At 71.4% G+C, this 18,375-nt stretch carries 19 protein-coding genes; 10 read left to right on the plus strand and 9 right to left on the minus strand.

Going from position 1 to position 18,375, the window contains the following annotated elements; translation table 11 throughout:
- Nucleotides 1-13: 13 nt before the first annotated feature.
- The 4 genes from MSA03_RS11270 to MSA03_RS11285 all read right to left on the minus strand — a co-directional run bounded on the left by MSA03_RS11270 (nt 14) and on the right by MSA03_RS11285 (nt 3,249).
- Nucleotides 14-1,123 carry an FUSC family protein gene (locus tag MSA03_RS11270; protein WP_371863101.1) on the minus strand — a complete coding sequence of 370 codons (1,110 nt, stop codon included), beginning with the start codon at nt 1,121-1,123 and terminating at the stop codon, nt 14-16.
- The gene (gene ygfZ / locus MSA03_RS11275; protein WP_147051067.1) at nt 1,120-2,199 is read right to left on the minus strand and encodes a CAF17-like 4Fe-4S cluster assembly/insertion protein YgfZ; all 1,080 of its coding nucleotides are present in this window, start codon (nt 2,197-2,199) and stop codon (nt 1,120-1,122) included. Before ygfZ ends, MSA03_RS11270 begins: the two co-directional genes overlap by 4 nt.
- Complete coding sequence (locus MSA03_RS11280; RefSeq protein ID WP_147051068.1) at nt 2,199-2,804, minus strand: heme-binding beta-barrel domain-containing protein; 606 nt, start codon at nt 2,802-2,804, stop codon at nt 2,199-2,201. The genes ygfZ and MSA03_RS11280 overlap by 1 nt, the downstream gene beginning before the upstream one ends.
- Nucleotides 2,805-2,958: 154 nt before the next feature.
- Nucleotides 2,959-3,249 (minus strand): hypothetical protein, encoded by a 291-nt coding sequence (locus MSA03_RS11285; RefSeq protein WP_028494986.1) that lies wholly within the window; start codon nt 3,247-3,249, stop codon nt 2,959-2,961.
- A gap of 119 nt (nt 3,250-3,368) precedes the next feature.
- On the opposite strand from MSA03_RS11285, the gene MSA03_RS11290 reads away from it, so the two are divergent.
- From MSA03_RS11290 to MSA03_RS14575, 9 genes are all read left to right on the plus strand, one after another.
- Nucleotides 3,369-4,067 (plus strand): winged helix-turn-helix domain-containing protein, encoded by a 699-nt coding sequence (locus tag MSA03_RS11290; protein WP_028494985.1) that lies wholly within the window; start codon nt 3,369-3,371, stop codon nt 4,065-4,067.
- A 55-nt stretch (nt 4,068-4,122) separates the two neighbouring features.
- Nucleotides 4,123-6,288 (plus strand): RNA degradosome polyphosphate kinase, encoded by a 2,166-nt coding sequence (locus tag MSA03_RS11295; RefSeq protein WP_147051069.1) that lies wholly within the window; start codon nt 4,123-4,125, stop codon nt 6,286-6,288.
- Nucleotides 6,285-7,223 carry an NUDIX hydrolase gene (locus MSA03_RS11300; protein WP_147051070.1) on the plus strand — a complete coding sequence of 313 codons (939 nt, stop codon included), beginning with the start codon at nt 6,285-6,287 and terminating at the stop codon, nt 7,221-7,223. Before MSA03_RS11295 ends, MSA03_RS11300 begins: the two co-directional genes overlap by 4 nt.
- A gap of 141 nt (nt 7,224-7,364) precedes the next feature.
- Entirely contained in the window at nt 7,365-8,468 is a 1,104-nt protein-coding gene (locus MSA03_RS11305; protein WP_028494982.1) for a phosphate ABC transporter substrate-binding protein PstS, read from the plus strand.
- A 59-nt stretch (nt 8,469-8,527) separates the two neighbouring features.
- Nucleotides 8,528-9,478, plus strand: coding sequence for a phosphate ABC transporter permease subunit PstC (gene pstC, locus MSA03_RS11310; protein WP_028494981.1), 951 nt, complete (start codon nt 8,528-8,530; stop codon nt 9,476-9,478).
- A gap of 1 nt (nt 9,479) precedes the next feature.
- Nucleotides 9,480-10,580, plus strand: a complete 1,101-nt coding sequence (gene pstA / locus MSA03_RS11315) for a phosphate ABC transporter permease PstA (RefSeq protein WP_147051071.1) — start codon at nt 9,480-9,482, stop codon at nt 10,578-10,580.
- A 23-nt stretch (nt 10,581-10,603) separates the two neighbouring features.
- Complete coding sequence (gene pstB / locus MSA03_RS11320) at nt 10,604-11,383, plus strand: phosphate ABC transporter ATP-binding protein PstB (protein ID WP_147051072.1); 780 nt, start codon at nt 10,604-10,606, stop codon at nt 11,381-11,383.
- A gap of 234 nt (nt 11,384-11,617) precedes the next feature.
- Nucleotides 11,618-12,283, plus strand: a complete 666-nt coding sequence (locus MSA03_RS11325) for a type IV toxin-antitoxin system AbiEi family antitoxin domain-containing protein (RefSeq protein WP_244946406.1) — start codon at nt 11,618-11,620, stop codon at nt 12,281-12,283.
- Nucleotides 12,225-12,446 carry a DUF559 domain-containing protein gene (locus MSA03_RS14575; RefSeq protein WP_244946407.1) on the plus strand — a complete coding sequence of 74 codons (222 nt, stop codon included), beginning with the start codon at nt 12,225-12,227 and terminating at the stop codon, nt 12,444-12,446. The genes MSA03_RS11325 and MSA03_RS14575 overlap by 59 nt, the downstream gene beginning before the upstream one ends.
- 156 nt (nt 12,447-12,602) lie before the next feature.
- On the opposite strand, the gene MSA03_RS11330 is transcribed toward MSA03_RS14575, so the two are convergent.
- The 5 genes from MSA03_RS11330 to MSA03_RS11350 form a co-directional block, all read right to left on the minus strand.
- Nucleotides 12,603-13,487, minus strand: coding sequence for an aminodeoxychorismate lyase (locus MSA03_RS11330; protein ID WP_147051073.1), 885 nt, complete (start codon nt 13,485-13,487; stop codon nt 12,603-12,605).
- Between the two features lie 174 nt (nt 13,488-13,661).
- Nucleotides 13,662-14,300, minus strand: coding sequence for a DNA-directed RNA polymerase subunit beta (locus MSA03_RS11335; RefSeq protein ID WP_147051074.1), 639 nt, complete (start codon nt 14,298-14,300; stop codon nt 13,662-13,664).
- Between the two features lie 38 nt (nt 14,301-14,338).
- Nucleotides 14,339-15,163 (minus strand): anti-sigma factor, encoded by an 825-nt coding sequence (locus MSA03_RS11340; protein ID WP_147051075.1) that lies wholly within the window; start codon nt 15,161-15,163, stop codon nt 14,339-14,341.
- The gene (sigK, locus tag MSA03_RS11345) at nt 15,160-15,759 is read right to left on the minus strand and encodes an ECF RNA polymerase sigma factor SigK (protein WP_147051076.1); all 600 of its coding nucleotides are present in this window, start codon (nt 15,757-15,759) and stop codon (nt 15,160-15,162) included. Before sigK ends, MSA03_RS11340 begins: the two co-directional genes overlap by 4 nt.
- Before the next feature lie 33 nt (nt 15,760-15,792).
- Nucleotides 15,793-17,514 carry a cytochrome c biogenesis protein DipZ gene (locus MSA03_RS11350; RefSeq protein WP_147051077.1) on the minus strand — a complete coding sequence of 574 codons (1,722 nt, stop codon included), beginning with the start codon at nt 17,512-17,514 and terminating at the stop codon, nt 15,793-15,795.
- Between the two features lie 138 nt (nt 17,515-17,652).
- Between MSA03_RS11350 and MSA03_RS11355 the strand changes: the two genes are divergently transcribed.
- Nucleotides 17,653-18,315 carry a fasciclin domain-containing protein gene (locus MSA03_RS11355; protein ID WP_028494972.1) on the plus strand — a complete coding sequence of 221 codons (663 nt, stop codon included), beginning with the start codon at nt 17,653-17,655 and terminating at the stop codon, nt 18,313-18,315.
- Nucleotides 18,316-18,375: the final 60 nt, after the last annotated feature.

Below are 18,375 nucleotides of genomic sequence, written 5' to 3' on the forward strand. Positions count from 1 at the left end.
GATCACGCCGCGGCTACATCCGCGGGAGCGCGGCGCGCGCCTCCTCCGGCGGCAGTCCCGTCGCCGTGAGCAGGTCGACCGCGAGCGGGCGCAGGGCGCCGATGAAGTTCTGGTCGAGCACGGCGCCGGGCCCCGCGAGCACGGCCGGGTCGAGGCGTGTCGCGACGGCGCGCAGCGCCTCGCGCGCGACGGGCTCGAACGAGATGTCGTCGAGGGACTGCGCGATGAGATCGGCGCCCCGTCGCAGCTCACCCACGAGCTCGGCCGCGACCGGGCGTGCGGCGCCGTCGTCGCAGAGGTAGACGACCCGCCGGCCGATGACGCGGAGGTTGCGGGTGGCGAGGTCCATGGCATCCCGGATGCGCGCCTGCCGCTGCATCTCGAAGCGCTGCCGGCGCAGGAACGGGGAGATGCGCGCGATCGCCGCGCCGGATTCCAGGGCCGTCCGCCAGTCGTCGACGGTGCCCTGCAGGGCGCGCGCCTTCGCCAGCCCGCGCTCCGCGCGGCGCCGGTCGCCCTGGCGGAGCGCGTCGACGAGGGTCGCGGCCGCGCCGTCGAAGGCGGCGAACAGCGCCCGGCCGTCCCGGGTCACGGCGCGCAGGGGGCTCCGCGGCACGAGCGCCGTCACGAGTAGGGCCGTGACACCGCCGACGAGCCCGTCGAGGAGGCGCAGGAAGGGCACATTCGCGGGGATCACGATCACGATGAGGCTCTGGATCGCCGCCGCGATCGCGAAGCTCGCCTGCGGGGAGAGGAATCGCGCGACGACGAGCGTCGCGCTGAGCGTGATGGCCAGCTGCCACCACCCGACGCCGGCGAACAGCACGATGAGCTCGGCGACGAGGATGCCGACGATCATGCCGATCACGGTCTCCAGCACCCGCGCGGGGCGGGCGTCGCGCACGAGCCCGAGGCTCGACACCGTCACGACGCCGGCCAGCAGGGGGGCGGGGTGCCCGAGGACGTAGTGCGCGAACGCGAACGCGGCGGTCGCCGCGACGACGATCTGCAGGATCGCCGGCAGGGACTCCCGCACGCGCGAGGCGCTGCGCCGCAGGTCGACGCGCGCGGCGAGGCCGGTCCGGATCGGGGCCGTCGCCGGGGCCGGGTCCGCCACCGTCAGCGCCGGCGGGACAGTCGCGGCAGGCGCGGGATGGATGCCGTCCGCCCGGCGTCCGGCGGGACGATGAGCTCCTGCGCGGCGGCGACGACGCCGTCGGCGGTCTGCACGGTCAGCGGCGCGTCGACGGGCGTCGTGCGCTTGACGAGTGCGAGCGCGATCGGGCCCTCCTCGTAGTGCCGCGCGGCGGAGGTGACGACCCCGACGACCTCGTCGCCGGCGTGCACGGTCGCGCCCGGCCCGGGCAGCTGCGCATCGCTGCCGTCGAGCTGCAACGCGATGAGCCGGCGCGGGGGGTGGCCGAGGTTGTGCACCTTCGCGACCGTCTCCTGGCCGCGATAGCAGCCCTTCTCCAGGTGCACCGCGGTGCGGAGCCAGTCCACCTCGTGCGGGAGCGTCCGACCGTCGGCCTCCCGGGAGACCCGCGGACGCCAGGCGGCGATGCGGAGGGCGTCGACCGCGAGGCGGCCGGCGACGGCGCGCTCGCCGTGCGCGGCGGCCGCCGCGAGGTCGGCATAGGCCTCGACGGGCACGACGGCCTCACTCCAGTCGCGCTCCCCGCCGGGGTGCGGGTCGGCGGGCGCGTACGCCCAGCCCCCGGCCGAGACGACGGGCCACGGGTCGTGCCAGACGGCGACCGCCGGGAGGTCCGCGACCGCCGCCGCGGTGCCGCCGACGACGCGGAACCCGGTGGAGGCGTCCTGCGGGTCGACGCGGAGACGGAACCGCATCCGGACGAGCCACGTCCGCAGCCCCTCGGCATCCGCCTTGTCGACGATGAGCCAGGTGCGTTCGCCGTCATCCACGACGGATGCGGCGTGCTCGACGTGCCCGTGCGGGTCGAGGACGAGAAGTTCGGTGCTCTCCCCCGGCGCGAGTCGCGCGAGCGCCTGCGACGTCAGCGAGTCGAGCCAGGTGAGCCGGTCTTCGCCGCCGACCGTCAGCACGGTGCGGTCGCCCAGGGGGGCGACGGCGATGCCGCGGGCGAGGTCGCGCTGCTCGCGCATCGGGTCCCCGGCGTGCACGAGCCCGTCGTCGTCGACGACGGCGCCCGGGACCTGCGCGAACGCGTCGCTCATCAGTCGGCCCGCGCGAGACGTGCGGAGGCGTGCGAGGAGAGTTCGCCGCCGAGCGCGGCGACGTCCCACGCCCACAGGAGGTGACCGTCGACGTAGCCGTAGAGGCGGGTCGCGGCGGTGTACGCCTTCGCCCCGGCAGGCCGGACGACGGCGTCGGTCGCCATGTCGATGCGGGGCCCGGCGACGCGGCCGAGGTACAGCTCGCTGATCCCGTCGGAGTGCACGAGGGCGACCTCGATCTCGAAGGCGCCGTCGGCCGTGCGCAGCGCCTCGACGTCGTCCGCCGTGCGGGCCGGGGTCGCGGGGGCCACGGGCGGCAGCAGCGCCGGCCCGGGGTCGGCGTCGGTCGCGGGCCGCGCGAGACGCCAGTAGCCGCTCTCCGCCACGAGCGGGATACGGGCGCCGTCCTCGCCGAGCAGCCACGCGTTCGCGGTGTAGTTCAGGTGACCCTGGCCGTCGTGGCTGAAGCTCACACGCTGCGCGAACTCGCCGGCGAAGGCCTGCCCGCCCGCCTGGTAGTCGATGACGCCCGTGCCCTCCCAGACTCCGAGGAGCCAGGACAGCGGAACGATGTCCGCCGGGAGATCGGTGGGCAGGTCGATCACGACGTCAGCGCTGGCCGCGGTAGAGGTTCTTGATCACGACGCCGGAGACGAACACGATCGCGAGCGACGCGAGTCCGAGCAGCCCGACGAAGAAGAGTTCGAGTGCGACGAGGTCCATGGCCCCTACTCTACGCCGACGGGAGCCGCCGCCGGATCAGCCGGAGAACAGCGTGGCGAGGCCGAACCCGACCCCGATGAGTCCCATCACGAGCAGCGACCCGAGGATGCTGGCGGCGACCCGCTCGATGAAGCCCTGAGACCGCCCGAACCACAGGTGCACGACGAAGGACACGATGACGCACGCGCCGAGCCCCACCGCCATCCAGGCGGCCCGCCACTCCGGCGGCGCGATCAGGCCGACCGCGAGCGCGACGACCGCGGCGAACACCCACGCGACGACGACGCCGACGAACGTGCGGCGCGGTGCGAGATCGGTGACGGTCATGCCTCCATTGTGACGCACCCGGCCGGGGTTCGCCCCGTCGTCACGGGACGATCGACCTACGCCGGACGCTCTAGGATGATGGCACGGTCGGTCATCCGCACCGGGAAGGACCTCACCTCTTGGCTCAGCTTCTCGTCCTGAGTTCCGCGCACGGCGGCGGCCCCGTTCTGCCCGCGCTCGAGCTGCTGAGCCACCGCGCGCGCCAGATCCCCGCCGAGCCGGCGCAGCTCGTGAACGCGCCCAGCGCCGATGTCATCTTCGTCGATGCGCGGATGGACCTCGTCGGCGCGAAGTCGCTGTGCAAGATCCTCAACACCACGGGCCTGGACGCCCCGCTCATCCTCGTCGTCACGGAGGGCGGTCTCACGGCCGTGTCCACCGATTGGGGCATCGACGACGTCATCCTCTTCTCCGCCGGCCCTGCCGAGGTCGACGCCCGCATCCGTCTCGCGGTGGGGCGGGTCAGCAAGGAGCAGGTCTCCACCCGCATCCAGACCTCCGGCATCTCGATCGACGAGTCGTCCTACTCCGCGAAGGTGCACGGCAAGCCGCTCGACCTCACCTACAAGGAGTTCCAGCTCCTGCACTTCTTCGCGACGCACCCCTCGCGCGTCTTCACCCGCGAGCAGCTGCTGAGCGAGGTGTGGGGCTACGACTACTTCGGCGGTACCCGCACCGTCGATGTGCACGTGCGTCGCCTGCGCGCGAAGCTCGGCGACCTCGAGCAGCTCATCGGCACCGTCCGCAACGTCGGATACCGCTTCAACGTCTACGAGGACGACCAGCTCCCCACCCCCCGCGAGTCCTCCCCGGCCTGAGCCGCGCGCGCGATCCGTTCACACAGCGGTCACCCCGGCCTGCAAGGATGAGGGGATGATCGACACCGAGGTTCTCGACTCCGGTCTGGGCGACGCCGACGACGACGACTTCGACACGGCGGAGGCGTACGACTCACTGCTGCCGGACGGCCGGTACACCGACCGCGAGGTGAGTTGGCTCGCGTTCAACCAGCGCGTCCTGGAGTTGGCGGAGGATCCGTCCCTCCCCGTGCTCGAACGCGCGAACTTCCTGGCCATCTTCGCCAGCAACCTCGACGAGTTCTTCATGGTCCGGGTCGCCGGACTGAAGCGCCGCATCGTGACGGGCCTGGCCGTGCCGACCAACGTCGGGCGCTCCCCGCAGGATGTGCTCGCCGACATCTCCGCCGACGCGCACGCGCTGCAGCTGCGGCACGCGCGCGCGTGGGCCGAGCTCGTGCGACCCGAGCTCGCGGACGCGGGCATCGAACTGGTGTCCTGGCTCGACCTCGACGAGAACGAGCGCGCGGCGCTGTACGAGTACTTCCAGTCGCAGGTCTTCCCCGTCCTCATGCCGCTCGCCGTCGACCCGGCGCACCCGTTCCCCTACATCTCGGGGCTGTCGCTGAACCTCGCGATCCGCATCCGCAACGCCAAGACGGGCCGGCAGGAGTTCGCCCGCCTGAAGGTGCCGCCCATGCTGCCGCGGTTCGTCGCCGTGCCCGGCGGCCCCGGCCGCTCGCGCTACCTGGCGCTGGAGGCGCTCATCTCGGAGAACCTGCGCGACCTCTTCCCGGGGATGGAGATCCTGGAGCACCACACGTTCCGCCTCACCCGCAACGAGGACGTCGTCATCGAAGAGGACGAGACGGAGAACCTCATCCAGGCGCTCGAGGCCGAGCTCCTGCGCCGACGCTTCGGCCCGCCGATCCGCCTCGAGATCACCGAGGACATGGATGACGTCACGCTCGACCTGCTGCTGAGCGAGCTCGACATCACGGCGCAGGAGGTCTACCGCCTGCCCTCCCCCCTCGACCTGCGGGGCCTGTTCGACCTCGGCCGCATCGACCGGCCCGAGCTGCGCTACCCGGCGCACGTCCCGACGACCGCGACGGCGTTCCAGCCGGCCGAGCAGAACGGGCGACCCGACGTGTTCGCCGCCATCCGTGCGGGCGACGTGCTCGTGCACCACCCCTACGAGTCCTTCACCACGAGCGTCGTGGCGTTCCTGGAGCAGGCGGCGCGCGATCCGCACGTGCTCGCCATCAAGCAGACGCTGTACCGCACCTCCGGCGACAGCCCGATCGTCGAGGCGCTCATCGACGCCGCGGAGAACGGCAAGCAGGTGCTCGCGCTCGTCGAGGTGAAGGCGCGATTCGACGAAGCCGCCAACATCGTGTGGGCGCGCAAGCTCGAGAAGGCGGGCGTGCACGTCGTGTACGGGCTGGTCGGCCTGAAGACGCACTGCAAGCTGCTGCACGTCATCCGCGAGGAAGACGGGATGCTGCGCAGCTACAGTCACATCGGCACGGGCAACTACAACCCCAAGACGAGCCGGATGTACGAGGACTTCGGGCTGTTCACCGCCGATGAGCAGGTGGGTCGCGACCTCACCCGCCTGTTCAACGAGCTGTCCGGCTACGCGATCGAGAAGAAGTTCAAGCGGCTCCTCGTCGCGCCGCTGCACCTGCGGAAGGGGCTCCTCCGGCAGATCGACCGCGAGCGCCGCAACGCCTTGGCCGGCAAGCCCGCGCACATCCGCATCAAGGTCAACTCGATGGTCGATGAGCAGATCATCGATTCGCTCTACCGCGCGAGCCAGGCCGGCGTGCGCGTGGACGTGTGGGTTCGGGGCATCTGCTCCCTGCGCACCGACCTCCCCGGCGTGAGCGACTCCATCACGGTCCGCTCGATCCTCGGCCGCTACCTCGAGCACTCCCGCATCTTCGCCTTCCACAACAACGGCGACCCGCAGGTGTTCATCGGCAGCGCCGACATGATGCACCGGAACCTCGACCGCCGCGTCGAGGCGCTCGTGCGCGTCGTGGCCCCCGCCCACGTCAAGGAGCTCATCGAGCTGTTCGACACGGCGATGGCCGACACGACGAGCTCCTGGCACCTGGGCGCGGACGGCGTCTGGACGCGGCACAGCGTGGGCGAGGACGGCAAGCCGCTCGTCGACCTGCAGGAGCTGACGATGTCCCGGATCCAGCGCCGCCGCCGGGCGCGCTCGGCCCGATGACCGATACGGCCGTCTACGCCGCGGGCGGGGTCGTCTGGCGTCTCGTCGAGGGCAAGCTGATGGTGCTCGTCATCCACCGCACCGCCTACGCCGACGTGACCCTCCCCAAAGGCAAGGTCGACCCCGGTGAGACGCTCGCCGAGACCGCCGCACGCGAGATCTTCGAGGAGACCGGCATCGCCGTCGCCCTCGGCATCCCCGTCGGCGTCTCCCGGTACCGGATGCCGAACAAGCGGCAGAAGATCGTGCACTACTGGGCGGCGGAGGCCACCGACGACGCCATCCGCGCCTCGGCGTTCGTGCCGAACAAGGAGATCGCGGCCCTCGAATGGGTTACGCCGAAGAAGGCGCTCAGCCACCTCAGCTACCCCGTCGACGTGGAGATCCTCGAGCAGTTCCTGACGTTCGTCGGCGACGGCATCCTGTCGACCTTCCCCATCGTCGTGCTCCGGCACGCGAAGGCGACCCCGCGGGAGGCCTGGGACGGCGCGGATGCGGCGCGCCCCCTGACGGCGCGCGGCACCAAGCAGGCGCAGGCGATCGTCGGGCCGCTCCGCGCGTTCGGGGTCCGCAAGCTCATCTCCAGCGACGCCGTGCGGTGCGTCACGACCGTCACCCCGCTCGCCGCCGCGCTCGGCCGCACGATCGACCGCACGCCGCTGCTGAGCCAGGACGCGTGGGAGGAGGGCGCCTCGGACGCGCGCGCAGTCGTCGGCAAGCGGGTGCGCAGCCGCAAGCCGGCCGTGCTCTGCTCGCACGGTCCCGTGCTGCCGGAGATCCTCGCGGAGCTGGCCCTCGCGACCGGGACCCTGCGCGGGTCGTACCTGGGCAGCGCGTCGGCGCTGGACCCCGGCTCGTTCTCCGTCGTTCACCTGTCGGCCACCAACCCGGGGTCGGGGATCGTCTCGATCGAGACGCACGTCCCGAAGGTGTGAGCCGGGGCGTGCCGCGCGCCAGGGTGTCCCGATCCGTTCACCTGTCGTTCACCCGGAGAGCGCACTCTGGTCAGAGACGGTGAATACCGTCGGGACGGGCCCTGCACCAGGGCACAACCTGACAACCCGAAGGATCACACAGTGAAGCTTTCCCGCATCGCCCAGCTGGGCGCTGTCGCCGCCATCGCGGCCCTCACGCTCACCGCCTGCGCTTCCAACGAGCAGACCCCCGGCGCCACCGCCCCGGAGGAGACCACGTCCGCGCTGACCGGTCAGCTCGTCGGACAGGGCGCGTCGTCGCAGCAGGTCGCCGTGCAGTCCTGGACCGCCATGTTCCTCGACGCCAACCCCGACGCCCAGGTCGACTACGACCCGGCCGGCTCCGGCACGGGCCGCGAGTCGTTCCAGCAGGGCGCCGTGAACTTCGCCGGCTCCGACCGCGCGTTCAAGATCGACGAGATCTCGGCCGGGGGCTTCGGTGCGTGCGCCGACGGCTCAGGCATCGTCGAGATCCCCGCCTACATCTCCCCCATCGCCGTCATCTTCAACGTCCCGGGCGTCGACGCGCTCGACCTGGACGCCGCCACGGTCGCCGGGATCTTCGCCGGCACCATCACCAACTGGAACGACCCGGCCATCGCCGCCACCAACGACGGCGTGGAGCTGCCCGACCTCGCGATCAACCCCGTGCACCGCTCGGACAAGTCCGGCACGACCGGCAACTTCACCGACTACCTCGCCGCGAACGCGCCCGACGTCTGGACGTGGGACAGCGTCGAGGAGTGGCCCGCCGGTGTCGTCGGCGAAGCCGCCGAGAAGACCTCGGGCGTCGTCAACGCCGTCAAGGCCGGCGAGGGCTCGGTCGGCTACGCCGACTCGTCGCAGGCCGGCGGCATCTCGTCCGTGAACATCAAGGTCGGCGACGAGTTCGTCGGTCACTCCGCCGAGGGCGCTGCGGCGACCCTCGACGCCTCCGCCATCGAGGAGGGCCGCTCCGAGGGCGACCTCGCCTTCGAGATCGACCGCACGACGACCGAGGCCGGCGCGTACCCGCTCCTCCTCGTCAGCTACCTCATCGGCTGCGAGCAGTACGAGGACGCCGATGTCGCGGCGCTGACGAAGGCGTTCTTCACGACCGCCGTCAGCGAGGAGGGCCAGCAGTCCGCCGCCGAGAACGCCGGCAGCGCCCCGATCTCCGACGACCTGCGCACGCAGTCGCTCGCCGCGATCGAGCTGATCAAGTAATCCCCTGCGGCCCCTCGGCGCACGCCGAGGGGCCGCACCCCGTCGACAAGAGAGCAGCGATGACAGCCCCCACCGCCGAAGCACCCGCGCGGGCCGTGGCGAAGAAGCGCGCCGGAGACATCTGGTTCTCCGGCACGGCGCTGTTCGCCGGGTCGATGATCGTGGTGACGCTCGCCGCCGTCGCCATCTTCCTCATCGTCCAGTCGCTGCCCGCCTTCAGCGCGACGAGCGAGACCGCCTCGCTGCTCAAGGCGGACTTCTGGTCCTACGTCCTGCCGCTGCTGTTCGGCACGATCTGGGCGGCCTTCCTCGCCCTCCTCGTCGCCGTGCCGCTGTCGATCGGCATCGCCCTGTTCATCACGCACTACGCCCCGCGGCGGCTCGCACAGACCCTCGGGTACATCGTCGACCTGCTGGCGGCGGTGCCGTCGGTGGTGTTCGGCCTCTGGGGCATCCTCGTCTTCGCGCCGGCCCTCGTCCCCACCTACTCCTGGCTGAACGAGTACCTCGGCTGGATCCCGTTCTTCTCCGGCCAGGTGCTCAACAGCGGCCGGACGATCCTCACCGCCGCGCTCGTCCTCGCCGTCATGGTCGTCCCGATCATCACCGCCATCTGCCGCGAGATCTTCCTGCAGACGCCGCGGCTGCACGAGGAGGCGGCGCTCGCGCTCGGCGCGACCCGCTGGGAGATGATCCGGATGGCGGTGCTGCCGTTCGGCCGCTCCGGCATCGTCTCGGCCTCCATGCTCGGCCTCGGCCGCGCGCTCGGCGAGACGATGGCCGTCGCCATGGTGCTCTCGGCGACGAACGTGGTCAGCCTGCAGCTGCTCACCTCGCAGAACCCGTCCACGATCGCCGCCAACATCGCGCTGACGTTCCCCGAGGCGTACAAGCTCAACATCAACGTCCTCATCGCGACGGGCCTCATCCTCTTCATCGTCACCTTCGCGGTCAACGCCGTGGCCCGCTGGATCGTGGGCCGGCGCAAGGAATTCTCGGGGGCCAACTGACATGACCACGATCGCCCCCACCCCGACCCCGGCGCGCACCGGTTCCGCGCACACGAGCCTCACGAGCGGCCGCCTGCCGCGGTGGGCTCCGTGGGCGCTGCTCGTGCTCGCCCTCGCCGTCTCGGCCGCCGTGTTCCTCCTCGTCAGCGCCGCCGCGGGCACCGAGTTCCCGATCGCCGGCTGGCTCGTCGTCGGCGCCGTTCTCTACCTCGCGCTCATCTACGTGCTGTCGCGCATCGTCGAGGGGGCGCGGCGCGCGTTCGACCGCTTCGTGACGGGCATCGTCTCGTGCGCGTTCGCGATCGCCATGGTCCCGCTCGTCTCCGTCGCCGTCACGGTGATCGGCCGCGGCCTCGCCCGCTTCGACGGCACCTTCTTCTCCTCCTCGATGCGCGGCATCCTGGGAGAGGGCGGCGGCGCCCTGCACGCCATCACGGGCACGCTCCTCATCACCGGCGCCGCCGCGCTCATCTCGATCCCGATCGGCCTGATGACGGCGATCTACCTCATCGAGTACGGCCAGAACTCGCGCCTCGGCCGGGCCATCACCTTCCTCGTCGACGTCATGACCGGCATCCCCTCGATCGTCGCGGGCCTGTTCGCGTACGCCGTGTTCGCCCTCATCTTCGGCCCCGGCGTCCGCATGGGCATCGCCGGCGCCATCGCCCTCGCGGTGCTGATGATCCCCGTCGTCGTGCGCTCCAGCGAGGAGATGCTGCGGCTCGTGCCGAACGAGCTGCGTGAAGCCGCCTACGCGCTCGGGGTGCCGAAGTGGCTCACGATCGTCAAGGTCGTGCTCCCCACCTCGATCGCCGGCATCACGACCGGCATCATGCTCGCCATCGCCCGTGTCATCGGGGAGACCGCGCCACTGCTCATCACGGCCGGCTTCACCGACTCGATGAACTACGACCTCGGCGACGGGCGCATGCAGACCCTCCCCGTCTACATCTACTCCCAGTACGCCTACCAGGGCATCCCGCCGGAGGCGTACGTCGACCGCGCCTGGGCGGCCGCCCTCACCCTCATCCTCATCGTCATGGCCCTGAACCTCGTCGCGCGCGTCGTCGCGAAGGTGTTCGCGCCCAAGACCGGCCGCTGACCCGGCCCGATCGGAAGCAACTCGTGTCCAAGAGCATCGAAGTCAACGACCTCAACGTCTACTACGGCGACTTCCTCGCCGTCGAAGGCGTCGGCCTGGAGATCCAGCCGCGGAGCGTCACCGCGTTCATCGGCCCTTCCGGCTGCGGCAAGTCCACGTTCCTGCGCACCCTCAACCGCATGCACGAAGTCATCCCCGGCGCACGCGTCGAGGGCGAGGTGCTGCTCGACGGCGACGACCTGTACGGCCCCGGGGTCGACCCCGTGCTCGTGCGCCGCCAGATCGGCATGGTCTTCCAGCGGCCGAACCCGTTCCCGACGATGTCGATCCGCGAGAACGTGCTGGCGGGCGTCAAGCTCAACAACCGCCGCATCTCCAAGTCGGATGCCGACGCACTCGTGGAGCGCTCGCTCGTCGGCGCCAACCTGTGGAACGAGGTCAAGGACCGCCTCGACAAGCCCGGCTCGGGCCTCTCCGGCGGCCAGCAGCAGCGCCTCTGCATCGCCCGCGCGATCGCCGTCTCCCCCGACGTCCTGCTCATGGACGAGCCCTGCTCGGCTCTCGACCCGATCTCGACGTACGCGATCGAGGAGCTCATCGGGGAGCTGAAGAAGGACTACACGATCGTCATCGTCACCCACAACATGCAGCAGGCCTCGCGGGTGAGCGACCGGACGGCCTTCTTCAACATCGCCGGGACCGGCAAGCCCGGCAAGCTCATCGAGTACGACGACACCGGGACGATGTTCACGACGCCGTCGGTGCAGGCCACCGAGGACTACGTGTCGGGGCGCTTCGGGTAAGCACTGGGGTATCGGGGTTCGCGCCTACCGGCGGAGATCGTGCCGGCTCGCTCGAGATCCGGCATCCATTCGGCCCTGGCGAGCACGAAATCCGCCGCTGCGTCGTGGCCGGGCAGCGAATCCGCCGGGGGGTCGTCGGGGCCCGCTCCTCCCCCGACGGGCATGACATGAATGTGTCCACCGGATGCCGGTGAGCGCGGTGGCCGGCGGCCCCGCGGCGGCAGGGTGTCGGGCATGTGCACGAGCGAGCGGCCGATCGTCGCGACCCGGGAACTGCGTGAGCGCGGGGTCACGCGGTCCGGGATCACGCGGGCTCTCCGCGCGGGGCAGCTCGTCCGGGTGCGGCGCGGCGTCTACGCGATGCTGGACGCCTGTCCGCTCCCGGTGATCGCGGCGGCGCACGGCGGCGCGCTGGCCTGCGTCACGGCCGCACGGCACCTCGGCCTGTGGGTCCTCGAAGACGACGCGCGGGCGCACGTGTGGATGGGTCCGGCTGGCCACCGCAGGCATGACGACGGATGCGGATGTGTCGAGCACTGGGATGACGGCCCGCCGCGCGACGCGTTCGGGGCGCCGTCGATCCCCCGCATCCTTCGCCAGATGCTCGGATGCCTCGGCGTCGAGGCCTTCTTCGTGGCGCTGGAATCGGCGCGGCGGCAGCGACGCATCACCCGAGATGGGCTTGAGTGGCTCCGGGCGAACACGAATGCCATCGGGCGGAAGGCGATCGCGGTCTCGCGAGCCGACGCCGACAGCGGCCTGGAATCCCTGCTGCGCTGGCGGCTCCGCGTCCACCGCCTGCGAATTCGCACGCAGGTGACGGATCGTCGGCGTCGGGCGGGTGGATGTGCTCATCGGCGAGCGGCTCATCGTCGAGACCGACGGCGCTGCCCACCATGACCGACCGACCGAACGCCACCGAGACCTCGTCCGGGATGCCGACGCCGCCGCCCTCGGGTACCGGACGCTGCGGTTCGACTATGCCCTCGTCGTGCACGACTGGGCGCGGGTCGAGGCGGCGATCGTCGGGGCGATCGTCGCCGGCCACCACCTCGCAGCCTGAACCCCGTGCCGGATGCCGCACCGCGTCGGCATGCCGGTCGGTCGGTGCGTGGGCCGGAACCCAACGGCGGAGATCATGCGTGCAACGCCGTGCGTCGGCATCCATCCGCCCGCGACCGATACGGAATCCGCCGTTGGGACGGCGGCGCGTCAAGCGTCAGTCCCGCGGACTCCGCAGGTAGGCGTTCATGGATGCCGTGAACGCGGCGTCGTGCGGCAGCTCCTGCCCGTCGACGGCGACGATCGGCGCCGCGAGGCGGACGCTCGAGACGAGCCAGGCGGCATCGGCGGCCACGAGGTCGGTGGCGGGGATCGTCTCGTACGCGGTCGCGAAGCCCTGCAGCGCGAGGTGCTCGAACAGGCTGAGCTGCGTCGTGCCGTGCAGGATGCCGCCGTTCGGCGCCGGTGTGACGAACGTGTCGCCGCGACGGAGGATCAGCGACGCGGTCGGCGCCTCCAGCACGAAGCCGTCGCTGGAGACGAACACGGCGTCGTCGGCTCCGCGCCGCTTCGCCTCGCGGATCGCGGCCATGTTCACCGCGTACGACAGCGTCTTCGCGCCGAGCAGCAGCCACGGCGCGCGCGCCGGCACCCCGATGTCGTACCCGCGGTCGAGGGTCACCACACGGATGCCGTGCGTGCGCGCCGCCGTGAAATCCCCCGCCGTCGCGGCGGTGACCCAGGCCGTCGGGGCGGGCCCGTGCTCGACCCCGCGGCTGAGGATGAGCTTGATGACGGCCTCGCCGTCGCCGCAGCGCGCCGCGGCCCGCGCGATCGCCTCCCGCCACTGGGCGATGTGCGGCTCGGGCAGGTCGCACAGGTGCGCGGAGTGCGCGAGACGCTCCAGGTGCGCCTCCACCTCCTGCGCGTGCCCGTCGACGACGCCGATCGACTCGAAGATCCCGTCGCCGCGCTGCGTGCTCAGCTCGCCGACGGTGAGCGCGGGGGCCGAGGGATCCACCTCCGTGAACGTCGTCGAGAAGTCGGTGCGGTCGTCATCGGATGCCGCGGGATCGGTCATGAGGGCGAAGCGCCAGGCCATGCCCCGAGCCTAGCCGCCGGGAATACCCGCTCCGCGGTCTCGGTTACACTGGATCGGCCGGGCCGCAGTAACCCCGGGCTCCATCTTCTGCCGCTGCGAGCGGCCTCGCGCCGAGAGGCGTTCTGCGGCCCGGCACTTTCATGCCCGCGCGCCGCGCCGGAAGAACAGTGCGCCTCAGGTCAGCGCATCCCGGCGCCACAGTGCCGCGCAGGCGGTGAGATCCTCGCCGTACGTCGACAGGCGCAGGGCCCGCGTCGTGAACGCCGTGGCCCGGTCCGGCTCGGCGGCGTCGTAGTCGTCGGCGAGATCGGTCGCCCCCGCCGCCTCGACGCGCGAGAACGACGCGGCGCGATCCAGCGCGACGGCGAAGTCCCCGGTGAAGACGCCCCGCAGGATCTCGTCGATCAGCGACGTCAGCTCGTCCGGGCCTGCCGGGGTCGGGGCGCCCGCGACGACGTCGTCCGGTGACGCGAGCCGCGCCCGCCCCCGCTCGTACAGCAGTGCCGCGGTCTGCGCGTCGTCGTGGATCATCAGCTGCAGCAGATACAGCCGCCACAAAGCACCGGGCAGCGAGCGCGCGGGCGAGCGCGACCACAGCTCGGCGATCGTGTCGATGCCGTGGTGGTCCGTGAAGGCCACGAGCCGGTCGACGACCTCGCCCTCCGGGTCGCTGCGCACGCGGGACAGCAGAGCGGATGCCGTCACGTGCGCGACGCGCGACACCTCCGCCGGATCCTCCGCGGCGAACGCACGGTCGAACGTCGAGGCAGGGCGGCGCAACGGCTTGTGGAACTCCCTCGGCTCGTCGCTCATGCCTTCCAGGCTACCGGCGCGGGAAAAGGCCGGCTCGGTCAGGCCGTGGGGATCGCGACGATCGGGTCGGTCGTCGGGTCGCCCTCTGGAGCTCCCCCGGCCTGTTCCACCGTGACCGCGATCGTGTCACCGGGCTGCATCGGGCCGCTCAGCAGGGCCGTGCTCTCGGCGCCGTCGCGCTCGAAGGTGCCGGCCGAGATGGCCTCCTCGCCGCGCACGAACCACAGCTCGAATGTGCGATCGGAGGGGATCTCCGGCAGTCCCTCGGCGACCAGGACGACCTTGCCGACCGACTCCGACCAGTGCACGGTGGCCTCGCCGCCGTCTGCCAGCTCGGCCGTGGCCGACGCGGCATCCGGCGCCTGCTCGATCTCCTCGAGCGCCTGCACGGCGGGCGGGTCGGCCCACAGATTCGCGAGAGCGCCCGCGCCCCAGCCGAGCCCGACGAGCAGCACGATGGATGCCACGAGGCCGAACAGGGCGCGCGTCCACGTCCGCCGCTCGATGGCCTGCACGACCTCCGTCGGCGGCCCGGCACTCGGTGCCGGCGGCGCATCGGCGGCGACTGAGGCGGGAACAGGCGGGAGCGGCGGCACGGTGGGGGCCGCGACATCCGCCGCGTCATCCGCGGGTGCAGCGCTCACCCGCGCGATGCGACTCAGCAGGCGCGAGCGCATGTCCACCGGCGGGGCGACATCGGCGACGCCTTCGGCCAGTACCGCGGCGGTCTCGGCATCCACATCCGCGATCGATGCCCACTCGGGGTGAGATGCGAGCGCCTCGGCGTACGCGCGCTCGTCCTCCGGCGACAGCGCGCCGAGGGCGTGACCGGCCGACAGTTCGGCGAACTCCTCTTCGTTCACAGCGCCACCCCCATCTCCGTGCGCAGGCGCGACAGTCCGTCGCGCATTCTCGTCTTGATCGTTCCGAGCGGCGCGCCCACCAGTGCCGCCACTTCGCTCTGACTGTAACCACCGAAGTAGGCGAGGGTCAGCGCCTCGCGCTGCGGATCAGGGAGCGCGGCCAGCGCGCGCGCCACCCGTCTGCTCTCGATCCTCAATTCGACCTGCTCGTCCACGTTCTGCTGCGGTGTGCTGAGATCCCGGAGACCGGCTTTCACATCCCGGTCCGCACTGGCTTGCGACGACCGAACCCGGTCGACGGCCCGCCGATGCGCGATGGTCAGCACCCATGACCTTCCCTGCCCCTTGTTCGGAGCGAACGACCCGGCGGATTGCCACACGTCGAGGAAGACTTCCTGCAGCACCTCCTCGCTCTGCGCACGGTTCACGAGCACGCGCAGGATGAGGCCGAAGGCGCGCGGAGCGAGCATGTCGTAGAGCCGCGCGAAGGCGTCCTGGTCGCCCGCGGCCACGCGAACGAGGAGGTCGGCGGCGTGATCAGGCGCCGGTCCGTCCTCGGGCACGTCAACTCCGTCGATGACCATCTCCTCCAGCATGCCTCATCCCTCCCCGTCGTGCCCGCAGGCGGATCACCCGAATGTGAAGGAGTAGACCTGCACTCCCGGGGCGACCCGCACCTCGAGGACGCCCGCGCGGATGTCCTCGCCGTCGACCACCGCGTAGGAGCGCGGCGTGCCGTCGACCGTGATCGTGTCGGTGGACCCGTCCACGTGCGTCACCGTCAGCGCGCCCTGTCCGGCGAGCACCATCCGCACCTCGGCGGCACGATAGGAGAGTCGGATGCCGGCGGCCGCGGCACCGGATGGGGTCGCGAACTGCGTCTGCACGTCCCACTCCCCGTCGAGGGCGAAGCTGTCGGCGGGCTGGTCCGCGGGGTAGCCGTAGGCCGCCTCCCCGGCGCGATAGGCGCCGGGACCGGCGAAGTTCACGTCCTTCGACGAGCCGAGGAACGTCTCCCGCGTCGTGGAGCCGAGCTCGGGGGTGTCATCGTCCACGTCCGTCGCCGGCGGCAGCGCGACGCCGGGGTCGGCATCCTGCAGCAGCGCGCGGATGAGCGCCTCGGTGCGGGCGTAGCCGCCCTCCCCGAAGGAGATGTGCCGCACCGTGCCCTCGGCGTCGATGAGGTAGTGCGCGGGCCAGTAGCGGTTGCGGTAGTTCGTCCACGTCGACAGGTTGTTGTCGAGCGCGACCGGATACTCGATGCCGAAGTCGCGCGCACCGGCGGCGACGTTGCCGGCGTCCTTCTCGAACGCGTATTCGGGCGAGTGGATGCCGATCACCTGCAGGCCCGCATCGCGGTAGGCGTCGTCCCAGGCGACGACGTGCGGGATGGAACGCTGGCAGTTGATGCAGGAGTACGCCCAGAAGTCGAGCAGGACGACCTGGCCGCGGAGGTCGGAGAGGTCGAGTCCCGCGCCGTCCGGAGTGTTGAGCCATTCCTGGATGCCGCGGATCTGCGGCGCCATCCCGCACGATGCGAGCTCCGCCGCTCCGCTCTCGCACTGATCGAGCGCGCGGTTCTCGTCGGTGACGAGGCCGCCGAGACCCAGCGCTTCGACGGCTTCGTCGCTCTGCGTGAGGTCGCGCTGCAGCTGCGCGGTGTAGTCCGGCAGCAGCCGTTGCAGCGCCTGCGGCACGTTGAAGACGAGGCCGACGGCGAGCGCGAGCATCGCGATGCCCGCCGCGATGCGGAGGCCCCGCTCGCGACGGCGGAAGGCGCGGATGCGCTCCACGACACCGCGGCCGGCGAGCGCGAAGACGAGGAGCGGCAGGGCCACCCCGATCGCGAACGAGGCCGTCAGCAGCACGGTGTCGGCGCCGATCCGGCCCGTCGCGCCGGCCACGATGATCGCCGCGAGCACCGGACCGGCGCACGGGACGAACACCGCGCCGAGGGCCAGACCGACCCCGAACCCGCTGCCGTTGTTGGCGACCTCTCGGCGCGGGATCCACTGGAACGGGCGCTCGAGGAGCTGCTCGAACCGTGGGATCAGCAGGCCGATGCCGAGGATCGCGAGGACGCCGATGCCGACCCAGCGGATGATGTCCTGCGGCAGGTTCAGCGCACCGAGGATGAGGGAGCCGACGAGCGTCACGAGCGTGAAGCTCACGACCAGGCCGAGGATGACGAGGTACGGGCGGCTGCGGCGCGCCGGCACCGTCTTCGGGCCGCCCTCGTACCGGGCGGACTGCGCGCCGCCGGTCAGGAAGATGACCGGCAGCACCGGCAGGATGCACGGGGAGATCCCCGTGATGAGCCCGCCGAGCAGGCCGATGATGACCAGATCCATGTCGTCCCCGTTTCCGTCGGGGGGTACTTCGGCGACGAGCGCGCATCGGATGGGATCGCGCAGATTCCCATCCGATGCGCCGACGGTTCCGAACGATGTGTGAGACCGCATCCGCGGCACCCACTCATGGAGGACATCATGCTCAGCACCAAGAAGAAGATCACCGCCGCTCTGACCTTGACGCTCGCCGGCGCGTTCGCGCTCTCGGCCTGCTCGATGGGCGGATCGACCGCGGAGGAGTCGATGGATCCCGCGCCGCAGTCGAGCGAGACCATGGCGCCCGAGGAGACGACGATGGACCCGGCCGCCAACCTCGTGGGACCCGGCTGCGCCGACTACGCCGCGGCCGTGCCGGACGGCGCCGGCTCGGTGCAGGGCATGTCGCAGGACCCTGTGGCCGTCGCCGCGTCGAACAACCCGCTGCTGACGACCCTCGTCTCGGCCGTGAGCGGCCAGCTGAACCCCGACGTCAACCTCGTCGACACGCTCAACGGCGGCGAGTTCACCGTCTTCGCCCCCGTCGACGACGCGTTCGCGAAGATCGACGCCGCGACGATCGAGACCCTGAAGACGGACAGCGACCTGCTGACGTCGATCCTCACCTACCACGTGGTCGAGGGCCAGATCGAGCCGTCCGACATCGCCGGCATGCACACCACCCTGAACGGCGCGGACGTCGAGGTCACCGGTTCGGGCGACGAGTGGATGGTCAACGACGCCAACGTCATCTGCGGCGGCGTGCAGACCGCGAACGCCGTCGTGTACCTGGTCGACACGGTGCTGATGCCCCCGGCCGAGTAATCGGCGATGTGTCTCCCGGACGAGTGCTCCGGGAAGAGGCCCTCGGAACCCCGCGCTAGG

Origin of the sequence: Microbacterium saccharophilum (genome assembly GCF_007992455.1) — a bacterium.
GTDB lineage: Bacteria > Actinomycetota > Actinomycetes > Actinomycetales > Microbacteriaceae > Microbacterium > Microbacterium saccharophilum.